The organism is Paenibacillus monticola (assembly GCF_009664975.1).
Classification (GTDB): domain Bacteria; phylum Bacillota; class Bacilli; order Paenibacillales; family Paenibacillaceae; genus Paenibacillus_AQ; species Paenibacillus_AQ monticola.
On the sequence record NZ_WJXB01000007.1, the window covers coordinates 110,636 to 126,575 of the forward strand.

Sequence of the window (15,940 nt, forward strand, 5' to 3'; positions counted from 1 at the left end):
TCTTCTCTCCCTTGGCACATGGCTCAAAAATGGAATTCAATGGCGGTTCCGGTTTTTTTTGTTCCAGCGGTAGTTTCTTCAAGTGTAATCTCACTCAGTAGAATTTCTGGATTATTGGCGATCAGAGAAAGTACGGCGATGAAGCAGGCAAGCACATCCTCCAGCTCCAGTTCATCAAATACCGTCCGGTTGTAGACAAAACGAATCAGAATATCCTTCTGCGGCTCTACAATCACGTTAAAATCATAGTTGGTATGTTCAAACCATTCGTACCCCGCCATTTCCAGCCCCCGAGGAAGATCGAGCTGCAGCGGGTAATTCTCAAAGACAAGTACATGATCGACTCCGGCACCCCCTCCTGTATTTTGGATAGCCGATAGAGGAAGATACGAATGGGGTTCCCTATCTAGCATATCTCTTTGAAGGCCCAGGGCCAGTTCGAGAAAGTTCTGAGCACCAGCCTTTACCCGGACGGGAACCGTGTTGATGAACAGCCCCACCATTTCGTCGATATCCTTCACTTCTGGACTTCTCCCGGATACAACCGCGCCGAACACCACATCATCGGTATCATTGAGTTTGTGCAGTACCGTTCCCCAGGCAGCCTGAATCAGAACATTCAGCGTAACACTTCGTTCAGCGGACAGCCTAATCAGCCTATCCCGAAGATTATCAGGCAGAATACGGGTCAGCTCACCATGGTCATAAGAGCTTTCACCATCATCAATTACCCTTTCCCTAGGGAGCAGGGTGACAGCCCTATAGCCCAATAAATATGCCCTCCAGTATTCCTCAGCGGCGGTCCGATCCCTGCTCTCAACCCATCTTATATACTCGCCGTAAGCAGGTGCCTGAATCAATCGTGGCTGTTCTCCCAAGTCCAGAGTAGAGTACAGACTAAGCAGTTCCCGGATAATTATGCCGACACTCCAGCCGTCAAGGAGAACATGATGGAAGCTCCAAACCATACAGTTTTCTTCCTCATCGGTCCGGATCAGCGAGATCCGCAACGGTATATCGCCCAGCAGATTAAAACGTTTGTCCCTATCTTGCGTTAAGTAAAGGTTTAGTTCTCGCGTTCCGTTCGTTTCTCCGTCTATGGTCCAATCCTCGTAATGAAAAGGAACAACCCGGGATTCCGCTACGGTCTGCAATGGACGCTCCACACGCCAAACCGCAAAGCACGTACGAAGGATGTCATGTCGGTCTGACACAGTCTGGAAGCAGAGTTTGAACAATTCCGGGTTCATCGGTCCCCTGAAGCGGATGACGCATTGCTCAAAGTACGCTTCCGAATTCGGGTAGCGCAGGTGATGAAACAGCATGCCTTCCTGCATCGGGGACAGTGGATATACTTTCTGAATATCGGACCTAGAATCCGCCATCAAGGCTGCAAGCTCCTCGGCAGGCACGAGATCGCAGTATTCTGGCGCTGGCCCAATAACTTCGGTCTGTCCACTGTATGAGATGATCCCTGCAAGCCCAGACAGAAAACCTTGTAGAAAACGCTGTATCGTCCCCTCACCATATTCGTATCTGTTGTACTCCACCTCAACGGTTAACCGATTATTGGTGAGAAGCGCGTTGACTGTAATGGAGAATGGCCGTTCCGAATCAGGACTTTCCGTTCCATTCAAGGGAAGCTCGGCCAACCTAAACAGATCACGATAGGCTTCGTCATTCATTTCACCCAGATAATTAAAGTTGATCGTGGGCTGAATGCACAGGACATCGCTACCTGCGCCGGGTTTCTCCAGTAGCAAATACTTGAGCACATTATAGCCCGCACCTCTGTGCGGAATCCCACGAATCGCATGGTTCAGGAACATGGCGTATTGACCAGGAGTTCCTGCGGCGGCGGTATTAAGATACACGGGATACTGAGAGGTGAACCAACCCACGGTCCGTGAATAATCGGGGTGATTGCCGAACGGCTCCCTTCCATGGCCTTCCATATTAATCCAGGCTCCATCTGGGAAACCTAGGAGGCTCAAGGAGTAGCCCAGTGCTGCCAAAAGCAGGATAGATGCGTCCGTACGGTAGTATCCGGTTGCCTTTTCAAACAGTACGGATGTGCCCGTTCCCGTGAAATGAAGGCTGCGGACATCTGCATCCCGTACCTTGCCATTACCGGCAACTGTGTCCTTAGGAATGTGCGAAGCGGACAAAAGGAACTGCTGCTCCCAATACTGTAGTTCGCGGGTTTGCAACTCGCTTGAAGCATAATCGTGCAGTGCACTGGTATACAATTTGTAGGAGTCCGTTTTCACTGGCAGATTCGGCTCGATACCCTGCCGGAGTGCCAAGTATATATCGTGGAAGTCATCCAGTAGAATTCTCCACGAAACTGCATCGATCACGAGATGATGGATCACAAGAGTTAATTCATCTTCGTCTTTACTTCTAAACAGCCCGGCCTGAACTAGCGGCCCGTTCTCCAGATCAATGGACCGGTGTAATTCCAGAATCATCTGGTTACGTGCCGTGTCTGCTTCGTCTATCCCCATAAGGGTTCCATCCACGAATCGGTAGGCGAAGGCCTGCTGCTCCGCTCCTTTGCAGTACTGCTTAATCCCGCCGTCCGAAGCATGAACATATGTCATTCTCAGCGCGTCATGGTAACGCACTAGCCGAGTTAGAGTTTCTTTAACCTCGTGCCCGGCAAATCGTGTGGTTCCAGCTAGCGTTACGCACTGGTTCCAATGATTCATCTCTGAGAAATGCTGATCAAAAAACCACTGTTGTATCGGGGCCAGAGGAATCTCTCCCTCCAGCGGGGGCTGTTCCGGCACCACTGTGCTTTCGCTTAGACGAACAGCTAGCCGTGCGATCTTTCGGACGGTTTGTCCGCGCAGTATATCGCCGACCTCCAGCCGGATGCCTCTTTTGTTCAATTGTGCAGAAATCTGTATGGCTTTGATCGAATCTCCGCCCAACCTGATAAACGCCTCGTCGATTTGGGCATCCGGGACTCTAAGAATGTCACGCCAGACTTCCAAAAGCTCCGCTTCGAGGGAATGCTTCTGAACAGCGGGTTCGATACTACAACCTGGCTTGCGCGTTGATTCTGGCAGCTTCTTATAGTCCACCTTGCCATTTGCAGATAGTGGAAGCCGATCCATCCTGATGTATTCTACCGGAAGCATATACGAAGGAAGATGTGCCGAAAGGTACGCTTCCAGATTATCAGCTACAAGCTCCACCTCTGCTGTATAGTAGGCGCATAGGTGTTTCTCACCGCCTGCTCCTGTTTTGGCAGCTACCGCTGCTTCACGGATGTGCGGATGACCCAGTAGAAGGTTCTGGATTTCACCAGTTTCGATGCGATATCCTCTGATCTTAACTTGCTCGTCCAATCTGCCCATATAGGCCATACCACCTTCGGGAAGCCAGCGGACCAGATCACCGGTTCTGTACACTCTCCCCAGCTCTCCAAACATTCCAGCGACAAATTTCTCCGCCGTCAGCTCCGGTCGATTTAAATACCCGCGTGCTACACCGGCTCCAGCGATGCAAAGTTCCCCCGGAAGGTACTTGGCCTGAAGTCCGCCCGAAGAATCGACTACATAGAGCCTTATATTATCGATTGGCAAGCCAATCGGCACTTGATTTCGCACATTTCCAGGCTCATACCGCTTGATCATGCAGCCCACTACCGTTTCAGTAGGTCCGTATTCGTTATACACTTCGGTGTCTGGACCGAAGAGTTCCATAATTTCCGCAGCGGCGGCCACCTCCAAAGCTTCCCCGCCAACAATAAAACGTCTTAGGCCGGATTGTTCTGGCTTATATAAGTGGAGCAGTTTCAAATGGGAAGGTGTTAATTTGATAATCTCCGCTTCGCCATCCTCAATGATCCGCCCAAGCGCCACCTCCACATTTTCCGGGTAGATCACAATTCGATTTCCAGACAGGAGCGGTGTAAACATTGAAGTGACTGTCAGATCAAAAGATATCGAAGAATAGAGAGGAAAAGTGACTACCTCGCCTCGAACGTACATCTGATCAGCCCACCAGATATAATGGGTCAGTCCTCGCTGCTCGACCATTACCCCTTTCGGTTTGCCTGTTGAACCGGAAGTGTAAATGATATAGGCTAGATTGTCAGCCCCGGCAGTGGGCTCCGGATTGTCAACCGATCCACCGCCTTCGAAAATGCCATCCGAGGCCCTGATAATCTCCCCTTCGTATCCGGTCAATTCTTCGTAATCTCCATCCGTGATCACCCATTTCGCCCCACTGTCGGACAGAATATAGGCGATCCTCTCTTTCGGGTAGGAAGGATCGATCGGTACGTAGCAACCGCCGGCTTTCCAAATGCCGAGTATCGCCGTTATCAACTCCGGGGATCGACGCATCACAAGTCCAACAGCGGCATCCGCTCCAACACCCTTATTCTTCAAAAGAGATGCAAGACGGTTCGCGTCAGCGTTCAGATCTGCATAAGTGAGATGTTCGCCTTCACACGAGACCGCGATGGCCAGCGGCGTTCGCAGCACCTGCTCCTCAAACAACCTAAACACTGGCTTGTTCTCTGGATATTGGATGGTTATGTCATTGAATCCGTGCTGGAGCTGCATCCTCTCCATCGGAGTCAGCAGTTCGATCTCGGACAACGGAATATATGGATTTGTGGCAACCGTACCAAGTATCGTCAGCAAATGACCACCCATAGCTTCAATCGAGGCGGGATGGAACAATGCCGTGCAGTACTCCAAATGTAGAATCATTCCGTCCAGCGTCTCCACCGCTTCAAGCGTCAGATCGAACTTGGCGGTGCGACTTTTGCATTCCGTTGCGGTAAAGACGGCGCTACTGCCCTTCATGGCCAGCGGTTCAAGCGCTTCATGCTGAAAAACATACATCACATCAAATAGCGGATTCCGGCTCATATCCCGATCATCATTCAGTCGAGGAAGCAACCGCTCCAGCGGGAACTCTTGATGCTCGAACGCTTGAATCGAGCCAGCTTGCACCGCTTGCACCAACTCGGCGAATGCTATATCCGGGGATACATGATTCCATAGAGGCATCGTGTGGACGAACATACCTGTAACGCGCTCAATATCGGGATGGACTCGCCCAGATACTGACGTTCCGACTATGATATCCTCCTGATTAGCATATTTGGACAGCAACACGCAATAAGCAGCCAGCAAGTAGTTGTACAAGGTAATCCCGTTAGTCGAAGCGAATTCCCTGATGCTCTTCAATGATTCATAGTCAAGACTGAAGGAGTAGCGTTCTCCTTCAAAGCTGCGAACAGCAGGCCGCGGGTAATCTGTCGTCCAATCAAGCCGAGGGATGTCACCTTGAAGCTGACGGCTCCAGTATTTCTCCCCTTCTCGCAGATAACCGGCTCCGATTCTGCCAAGCTGCCACTGGCTGTAATCCTTGAAATGAATCTTCAACTCCGGCAGACTTTCCCCGGAATATATCCGGATCAATTCATCAAAGATCATATTGGCTGAGATCCCGTCTGCTATCATATGATGCATGTCCAGAAGGAGATACTGCTTGCCGCTTACCTCCCCTTGCCACGCTTCAATCCGTAGTAATGGCGCAGACTCCAGATCAAACGGCTTGATCGTTTCCAAAATCGACCCCACGTCCCCTGAATGAACCAGTGTATGCTCGGGAATATCAATGGATAGTCCTTCATGTATCCGTTGTACAGGTTCATTGTCCTCCAGGTGGAAGGAAGTTCGCAGACTTTCGTGCCTTTGGACTAACTTATTGGCGGCATGCTTCAAGCGATCAAGATCCAGTTCCCCTTCTATCGTAATTAGTCCGGTGACATTGTATGCCGTTCCGGCACCACCCAACTGCTCGACCGCGAATATGGAACGCTGCGCTGCGGACTGCGGATAGTGTGTGGCGAATTCTGCCTGCGGTATCCGCATGGCTCCGGAATTCGGTCTGTTGTCCAATTCCTTGGCCAATTCCTTGATCGTTGTATATTGAAACAGCAGGTTTAAAGGAATCACCTTGCCAAGCTCAGCCTGCAACTTGGCGGCGAGGATAGTGGCGGCTAGCGAATTGCCACCCAGTTCAAAAAAATGATCGGTTATACCGATATACTTACGCTTTAGAACCTCTTGCCACAATTGTTGCAGCAGCTTCTCCATGTCCGTATTGGGCTTGGCGAGTGAGTTCTCCGACTCGGCATGTACAGTGAACAACATTTCATAATCTACATCTCTGGATTTCTTGAAGAACTGGGTAGTGTTAGTATAAGAACCGGGCAGCCGTTTCTTCTTAGGTAAAGGTCCTGCAACTTTTACCCAACGGGTTGGAATTAATGATTCCGGCAACACCGAAACCGCATATTCCCGTCTTTCGCGATCATCCGGTTCATTCTCGCTGTCTGGTTCATAGTATGCAATTAGGTGAACTACGCCTTGGATGTCAGTCTCAAGCGCAACGGCAACGGCAGACAACCAAGGAAGCTGCTCCAATTGAGCCTCCAACTGATCGAGGTGAATGCGGAATCCGCTCACACAGACAAGCCGCTCCATACGGCCAAGTAGAAGAAGTTGTCCTTCTGCCCCGTAGACCGCCGCTAATTCTGTGGCATGGCCTTCACTGGTTTCTCGGTCGGCTCTCAAGTATAGTTGGCCTGGAATCCCCGGCAGACAGGGAAGTCCGTGGCTGTCCACTACGAAGCCGATTTCGTCCAAATCGGACATTCCGTCGAGCAACTCAGGCACTGGATGTTCTGGAATTCCGCATTCTTTTTCCGTAGAATCAGGCAATCCATATAACCGAAGCTCTTTCCCGTCATCGGCAAAAATGTCTTCAAGCAGACGGCAGTAGGTACTCAGCCAAGCCACTGCGTCTGCATCTGCGCATACACCATTCTCATAGTCCAATTCGAGAACCAGTTCCTGTTCCAGATCCAGAATATTCAAGCTTACAGGGTATTTGACTGCATCCGTCGGAGCTGGCTCAAGCGTCGCTTCCAGATTTCCAAACTGAAATACCGAGGGCTTGTCAAAGTTGAAAATCGTGCGGATGGTCGGAAAAAATACCGCCGCCCCCGTTATGCCTAGTTCTTTGACGATTTCTGCATAAGAACACTGCTGATGATCCAACATTACAAGCAGCTCTTTCTTCATCTGGGACAGATATAGAGCAAAGCTTGCTGACTTCGGAAGCTTGCTTGAAAAAGGGAGCAGATTAACACATTGGCCGACCAAATGCGCGGTGCCCATTTGGAGCTGGCCGGATGTCGGAATACCGACTGTAATATCCTGAAGACCCGAAATTCTGGATAACAAGATGTTATAGGTTGCGAGCATGAGCATGTACAGCGAAGTTCCGTTACGTCTGCAGTATGCTTTCAGATCTGAGGTCAAACGTGAATTGATAACCTTATGGATTCTTCTTCCCCGTCGTGCGGATGTATTGCCCAGAACGTTCGATGCAGGAAAGATTAAATCCGTGACAGGAGCTGACAGCTTGGCAGACCAGTACTCTCGGGCACGGAGGGATTCCTCCGAAGAAATCCGGCGTTGCCAATCGACGAAAGCAGAGAATGACACAGCTTCCGGCACCCGATAGCGGTCCTGATCACTGTAATATCCGGCAATTTCCTCTAAAATTCGGATAAATGACCAACCGTCGGCCACAATATGATGGGCCTGAATAACAAATAGATGCTCTTGCTTACTAACATGAAGCAGTCCGAACCGGATTAGTGGGCCCGTTGACAAATCGAAAGCTGCCGCTGTCTCTGGGAGCAAGGGTGTCGGAAGCTCGCCAGCCCTCTCATCCACATCGGCTTCATAAAGCGCGTAGCGCGAAAGACCGTTTCCAAAAGGTACCGTATATTGAACGCTTCCATCTTCGGCGAATCTCGTTCTCAGCATGTCGTGTCTTCGAATCACTTGATATATCGCAGTTTGCAGCTGGCCCGAATTCACGTTTCCTCGCAGTCTCAGAACGGCCGTTTCCGTATAGGCTGCTGATATCTCCGGCTTCATCCGCGAGACGAACCAAAGCTGCCGTTGTTCTTCCGTTAGAGGTGTAATCTGGGTCTCCATAGAATCTGTGGACTGCTCCGAAAGTTCTTGTCCGCTTCCAGGTGAGGGCGAGGGCGGAAGGAAACCTGCATTCCGCAGTTCTTCAATGCTGGATTTGACAGCGTTGATAATCTGCTCTACATCCCCCATCGTATGGGCGGTTGACAGAAAGCAGTTCCGGCCTTCCCAGATATAAACGCCCTTCTCAATCAACAAATAATAAAGCAATTCCAAATCGGTCTTTTGGACAAACCGGAATAGAGAGCCAAACCGGGCAATGTGAAGCGGTAACTGTTCTGCTTTGAAATAAATGTTAAGAGTATCGGCCAGTACAGCCGTCTTCCGATTCACTTCCTCCTGCAGGGCGGGACCTTCCTCCTGCAGCCGCTGCAATACTGCTAATGCAGCATTCATGGTCAGAGGATGCTGGCAAAAGGTTCCCGCCACGAAGGTCCTCCGCTCTTCATATGGTGGAAATGTATCGTTGCCGAAGGTCCACATGCCGCCATCAATGCAGTCTAAATATTGAGGTTTGCCCGCGACAATACCGATCGGCAGTCCTCCGCCAATAATTTTTCCATATACCGCCATATCGGCTTCTACATCGAACCAGGCCTGTGCCCCTCCCGGATGGATTCGAAAGCCGGTAATGACTTCATCGAAGATAAGCGCGATTCCGTACTGGGCAGTCAGGGTCCGAAGTTGCTTTAGGAACTCCGCAGGCTGCACATCCGGTTTTCGGCTCTGCACAGGTTCGACCAGAACTGCGGCCAGTTCTCCCGACCGCTCCTCGATGATGCGCAGCGATTCGGGATGGTCATAGTTCAGCACGATAACGTCATCGATCATGCCGGCTGGTATTCCCAGAGCAATTGGTGTTCCTTCACCGTTCGTACCAGAACTCATCGTCAGCACACCGTCAAAGGTACCGTGATAGGAGCCCGAGAAAATGGCGATTTTGGACCTTCCCGTTCCGGCACGAGCCAGACGCATGGCAACCATAACCGCTTCTGTTCCTGAATTGAAGAAGGCGGTCCGGTCCATTCCGGTTAAGTCGCGCAAAGCGGATGCCACTTGCCCTGCAGTATCATTAATCGGTCCGATGCACATTCCCTTCTTCAAAGCTCCGTCTACTGCTTCATTGATAAACGAATTATTATGTCCAAATAAATTCACGCCAAAGCCCATCGTCAGGTCAATGTATTCGTTACCATCGATATCGCGGATGGAAGAGCCTTCGGCACGATCCACAACAATCTGGTATACGATATCTTTCCAGTAAGGTCTAAACCCAGCTACGTTCCGGTTGTTGGCGATAACCTCGCGATATGCTTGTGTATGGAGCTGTGACTTCTTCGTCTTCTCCGTATATCTTACGATAAATTCATCGATAAACCGCTGTTGTGGCAAAGTGAAACCTGACTTTACCAATCGCTCAATCTTCTGGTAGGGCACATAGGGGCGATCCTGGGAACGTGTGGACAATGGCATAGTCGGCTCCACTTGTCTTTCCGTCCGGAGCTTAACGACAACTGCATCCTTTTCAGCCTTCTTCGCGGCGATATGTTGCATCGTGGACGCAACGGAACTCGACTTAGCGGATGGGCGATTCTCCATGATGATAAGCTGCTGGGCCATAAGGTCCAACTGTTTATGGATGATTCCCTCCACTCCCGTTGGCATCCCCGCGTACTGTTCGACTGGACATTCCTCGCTTTCATTCTCATCCACTGCAAGTGCAGAGGCGATCTCCTGCACAGCCTTTTCAGCCCGCAGCTCAGTTACCGGTGTCGGAAGTTCCGGGGATAGACCGGCTATATATCGTCCCACATCCGCTACCGTTGATAGTTCCTCGAAGAAAAGTCGCATCGGAATATCGATACCGAACCGATCCTTTATGGCATGCCTTGCATTTACCAGCATGATGGAATCCAGACCCATTTCCATAAAGCTTTTAGTGCTTCCGATGTTTTCATGTTCGTATCCGGAAATGTTCGCAATAATTCCGCGTACTGACTCCGTAACCAAATGATTGTGTTCCGTTTCACTGCTGAGCGTCATTCCTCGATCAACCTCCTTATTCTCCGTCCTGTCTTTAACAGCGGTATCTGAATTGTTCCCTTCAGAAGAGGCTGTCCAGTGCCTGAGTTTGTTAAATGCATAGGTCGGTGCTGACACTACTCTTCTGCTCTTTCCAGCGTGTAGATCATCCCAATCAAGACTAGCTCCGTTGGCATAGCGGTTGGCTACCTGCTGCCAGAAATTGTCCTTGAGTGGTTCTAGCTCACATTCCATCTTTTCAACCGGGTCCGGTTTATTCTCTGCATCCGGTCCGCCGAACCAGACGCCTTCCTCCAGTTCACCATATGTAGAGGAGAAAGACGCATACCGAAGTCCAGCCAATTTCTCTCTCATCTCTTGTGGGTCCCACGCCACAACGGCCAGTCTGTATTCATAATGCCCTCTCCCAATATTTGAGGTGTAGCAGATGTCCCTAAAAGAGTTCGGATCGGCTGTGATCAAGAACAGGCGATATTTCTCAATTAATGAACGCAATGATGTCATTGATTTAGCGGACAGGGTCAAGAGCACCGGCTGAACTTCATCAATCGGCAACAGACGGTGCCGCGTATTCTCCCCTGCTTCCTCCAGAATGACATGACAGTTTGTTCCGCTCATTCCGAACGAACTGACGCCACATCTTCGGACTTCTTCACTCCTTTTCCATTCGGCCAGATCCGCATTGACATATACAGGTGATTGCTGAAAGTTGATTCGGGAGTTGGGTCTTTCAAAATGAATGGATGGTGGGATCTGTTCACGTTGCAGCGCAAGCGCCGACTTGATCAGACTGACAATTCCCGCCGCGTGATACAAATGCCCGATGTTGGGTTTTAGCGAACCGACGGCGCAGAATTGTCTCCTGTCTGTATACTTACGAAAAGCGTTCTGAATGGCATGGATCTCGATGGGATCTCCAATAGGAGTCCCCGTTCCATGGGTTTCAATATAAGATATGGTTACCGGATCAATGCCGGCCCTTTCCCATGCGCTGATCAATAGTCGCTCTTGAGCCGCCATATTTGGAGCTGTAATGCCTATGGACTTCCCATCCTGATTGGAGACGCTGCTTTTGATCACTGCATAGACAAGATCATTATCGGCAATCGCTCTGGATAAAGGCTTCAGGAGCACCGCTCCCATTCCCTCTCCCCTGACTGTGCCATCAGCATCTTCATCAAATGCTTTCACAGTCGAAGAAGACGATTCTATTCCGATCTTGGGTTGGTGACCGGATAGATTGACCATTAATTGAATACCTCCGGCAATGGCCATGTCGCACTCCCGCAGCGCCAAAGACTGACAAGCGAGATGAACGGCCAGAAGGGAAGAGGAGCAGGCAGTATCAACGACTAAACTTGGGCCTGTCAAATCCAGCAGGTAAGATATTCGGCTGGCAATGACAGGAGGCAGGTTGCCCGTCACTGCCGCCGAGAGAAGATCAGGGTTCATGGTAGCAATCATTTGTTTATACTCGTGTTCATGCCCAGAACCGACATAAACTCCGGTTCGGCTGCCCTTCAGTCTGTCTCCTCCGTATCCTGCATCTTCAATAACACACCATGCCGTTTCGAGAAACAGCCTTTGATACGGGTCCATCAAATCGGCCTCTTTGGGGGGAATACGGAAGAACAGTGAGTCAAAGGTATCCACCTCCCCTAAATATCCTCCTCGCGGCGGAAGATCTCGGGATAGCTGGAGAGCTCCAGCCTTTAGTCTCGATGGTGGCGCCTCTCCGATCCAATCTTCACCTCGGCAAAGATTGCTCCAAAACTGATCCAGCGTATCAGCTCCTGGCACCTTTATCGCCATTCCGATAATCGCTATATCCCGGCCCGACAGCTCCTCAATTGCAGGGGGAGTACTGCTTTCTTTTTCCGTCCGAGATAGCAAATTCTTCTTCATCGCTAGCCCTCTCCTTTCTGAATTATTGTTGTGCCGTTTCGGCAGCTATAGCCTCTAGGCTCAGCAAAGATTCCAATGCATCTGCATACGACAGAAATAGCTCGCGCATCCGAGTTCCGTTCATTCTTGCAGCGTTGTAGCCGAAATTAAACACTGCTGCACCGGGAGCTTCTTCCCATTCGAGCATCATATCAAAATGGTCCGGCAGACCGCCTCGCTGTGGCTTCCATTCCTTTCGGCCCAAGTAGCAGAGTGCCTGACCCTTCTTCGGACGGGCGACCTCTGTGCCAATATCATCGATGTGGTATAGGAGGGCCTCCCCCGGTTTTTTCTTCGCGTTGGCAAGATTGAGGAGTTCGTCGATGGTATCAATGGTGGCAAAGTCGACGCAAAAGGGAATGATCCAGCCAGGACCGTCTATCATGGTATGAACAGACACTTTCGATTCTGTGCTGATTTCATACAACATGTTAGCCAGCAAAGCAAGATATACCGCCTCCTCTGCAACATGACGATTCAGGCAGAATGACCGCAACCGGTTTCGTTTCGTTCCTGATAGGATCATTCGATAGTGGTTCTCCGCCCCGTTCTCCGCCGCTTCAAAATATGGAGGAGAGAGGTGCACGGTCTCCATATGAAACCGGATCTGCTTAGGCTCGCACGAGCCTGATATCAGCCGTGACAGCCGGGCTACCGAGGGAGAACCATAAATATCGGTCAATCTAATAACGCCTGGATAAAGCTCCTCAATCTGCTCGAACAATTGCACAACCAGCATAGATGTGCCTCCGAGTTCAAAGAAACTGTCCTCGAGATCAAAGCGTTCTCTTCTTAGAAGGTCGCTCCATAACCGGAACAACGTTTCCTCGATTTCACCATCTGGTTTCCTTCCCGTTAAATGGGCTGCGGCTTCACGATCTCGCTGCAGACGAGTCAGTTCAGCTTCAATCTCACGATAGGAGCCTACCTTGTATTTCGCAGCATATTTGTATCTTTGCAGCTTGCCGCTGGTTGTCTGGTAGATCTTGTGAACCGGAAGGATAACGGAGATCTGCAGACCCAACACGCGGTTCAAATGTCTGCGAATCTGCTCGGAAACACTCAGGAATTCTTCGGGCTTGTCCCTATAAAGTATGAATAATGCAGCTTCCTCGGTGCCTGTCCTTTCATTGTATATTCCACATGCGACCATTCTTTTGACCTTTAAATCCGCCCCCTCTTCCGCAATTCGCTCAATATCATGGGGGAAATAATTGGACCCGTTGATAAAAATGATATCTTTAGTTCTCCCAGTTACGATCAGTCGCTCCTCTACCAGAAATCCTAAGTCTCCTGTTCGGGCCCAGCCGTCGGATGTGAACAGCTTCTCTGTTGCTTCCGCGTTGTTATAGTATCCGGATGTCACATTGTCACCGGTGATCTGGATATGCCCTATAGTGCCTTCCGGCAGTTGGCGATCCAGATCATCGCATATCCTTACACGGCAATCCTGTATGGGTGTTCCCGTTCCTACCAGCGCCAAAGTATCGCCCTGACTATCTTCTGGTAGAAAAACCGCTGAGTCTCCAACTAGCAAAAAGTCCCTTCGCACATAATAGGTTCTAAAAGCCTCATCCTGTTCCTGAATGCATACGCCGACACAAGCTTCGGCCATTCCGTAGCCCATTTTCATTGCTTTTCTTTCAAGGCCATATGGATTCAGTTCTTCGAGAAACAGTTCGCATACCCCGACATCAATAGGTTCTGCGCCATTGACAATTGCATGGATGGAGCTTAAATCCCAAGCGTAATCTCGTTTCGATGCAGTTTTGTGGTAAGCGGTTAAAAAATATTTGAGTCCAAAATTGGGGGAGGCCAGAATTGTTGCACCAAACTGATCCGCTTTCTGCATCCAGAGAATCGGACGCCTGATGAACAGCCAGGTCGGCATGAGGTATTGGCTTGTCCCACAGAATAATGGAAGGAGATGGAACATAATCATTCCCAGATCGTGAGTCAGTGGCATCCAGCTAAGAAAGACATCTTCAGCGCCGGCTCCAATACGTTCCTTTAAGGCCCGGATATTTGCCAGAAGATTGCTGTGGGTCAATACCACTCCCTTGGGATCACCTGTGGTACCGGAAGAAAACTGGATAAAAGCGATATCCCCAGGCAACACTGTTCCGTTCTCACCAGATATTTTTCCCTCTGGCTGCTTCATTAGGTCTGCGATAGACAGTTGATGATCACTTGCATTCTCGAACCGAGAAGCCCAATCTCCTAGTTTCTCAAAATGCTGTGGGTCCGAGACAATAAAAGGGTTGTTCAGCACAGCTGCGATCCGGACGACCTTGGCAAGGTGTTCTTCATTATTGCCTACCGATAAAGGAACAGGAATGATTCCACCTAGAAGGCAAGCCCAGAAGACAATAAGAAATTCCCGGTTGTTGTCCAACTGTAGAATAACTTCATCTCCAGCCCCCACCCCCTTCATTCTTAGGTGATGCAGAGTACTCAGGGCGGACTCGTAGAGTTCGGAATAACTACAAAATACACTCTCAGATTCACCCAAGATGAAGGTAATTCCCCGTTGCCCGCTGGCGGCTTCGCTTCTTAGTGTTTCGTTAAGCGTATTGTACATTGTGTACGTTTCCTCCTTCTTCACCCAGACGGTTTAATATGTCCTCTCGCCGGAGGGAAGGAGTTTTTTTGATTTCCAGAATCTTATCCAGGGCACTAACGACCAGATTCTTCCAATCCGCCCCTTCCGATTCACCCTTTCGTGCTCCAGAGGCCAAGCGTTCCAACTCCCGAAACGGTTCTGCAATCAAGTTCATATATTCAGAGGCAGTATCAATAACGTTATAATTTTTTGCACACAATGCGGCTTTTAGATAAGCATCGTAATTCGTTCCCCGGGCCATGCGGCCTCCGGCGCTGAGCAGATTCCTCCAGTCATCTTCCTGATCGGTCGACTGAATGAGGCAAGAGGCAGCTTTCTCTCTTCTTAGCATATTGCCCAGCACATTTCCGGGTCCAATTTCGATCATACGATCCGTTTCCCGCTCGACAAGAAAGCGCATACAACCTTGCCAATTCACAACAGAGACCATCTGTTCAGCCAATAATGCCGGAATGAAATTCTCATCTGGATAAGGAAGAGCAGTCACATTTGACAATACCCAATGGCGCAAGGGCTGGAAGTGAATACGGGACAATTCAGCTGCAAACTTTGCAGCGCCTTCTTTCATCAGGGGGCTGTGAAAAGCAGCGCTCACGTTCAGTGGGACAACTCTTCCTCCAAGCCGTGTAAGGTTTTCACTTATGCGGTTTAGGGAGCGTTGTAATCCCGAAATAACGATCTGTCCGCCACCATTCAGATTGGATACCGCAACGGTTCCACGAACGTCCGGCCGACCGCATTCCGCTTCGATGACGGAACTGTCCAGTCTGTGAACCGCCAGCATTCCGCCTTCTCCCTCTTGTTGCGATTCCTGCATCAACCGTCCCCTAAGGCGAACCAGGCGCACAGCATCAGTAAACGAAAGAGCCCCAGCTGCAGTCAGCGCGGATATTTCGCCAAGACTATGGCCAGCGCAATAATACGGCTCAATGTCCAGATTCTCCAAGAGCACTCGATAAGCAGCGATGCTCACAGTAAGAATGCAGGGCTGTGCATTTTCGGTCCGCGTCAATTCTTCGAGGCTTCCGTCAAAACAAAGACGGGATACACTGTATCCCAGTGCCTCGGAGGCTTCTTCAAATGCCCTTCGGGCCGACTCAAAGCGGACAAACAAAAATTTCCCCATCCCTACATACTGCGAACCTTGTCCTGGAAACAACAGAGTGGTTTTCATAATCACATTCCTTTCTGATAAGGTATTAATAGTGAATGTAATCATAGATGTGAGTAAGGCGGGGAAATCAGAAAATCTGGAAACTAGCAGAGCAGTAAGTGGAATATACTAGTG

Annotated in this window: 3 protein-coding genes; all 3 read right to left on the reverse strand. The window is 50.0% G+C overall.

What is annotated here, in order from left to right; genetic code table 11:
- Nucleotides 1-23: 23 nt before the first annotated feature.
- From GJB61_RS18435 to fabD, 3 genes are read right to left on the reverse strand one after another with little or no spacing between them, the layout of a single operon-like run.
- Nucleotides 24-11,990, reverse strand: a complete 11,967-nt coding sequence (locus tag GJB61_RS18435) for a non-ribosomal peptide synthetase (protein WP_154120492.1) — start codon at nt 11,988-11,990, stop codon at nt 24-26.
- Nucleotides 11,991-12,012: 22 nt separating this feature from the next.
- A complete protein-coding gene (locus GJB61_RS18440) occupies nt 12,013-14,610 on the reverse strand; it encodes a non-ribosomal peptide synthetase (protein ID WP_154120493.1) in 2,598 nt (865 codons plus the stop codon).
- Nucleotides 14,594-15,826, reverse strand: coding sequence for an ACP S-malonyltransferase (fabD, locus tag GJB61_RS18445; RefSeq protein ID WP_195724387.1), 1,233 nt, complete (start codon nt 15,824-15,826; stop codon nt 14,594-14,596). The genes GJB61_RS18440 and fabD overlap by 17 nt, the downstream gene beginning before the upstream one ends.
- Nucleotides 15,827-15,940: the final 114 nt, after the last annotated feature.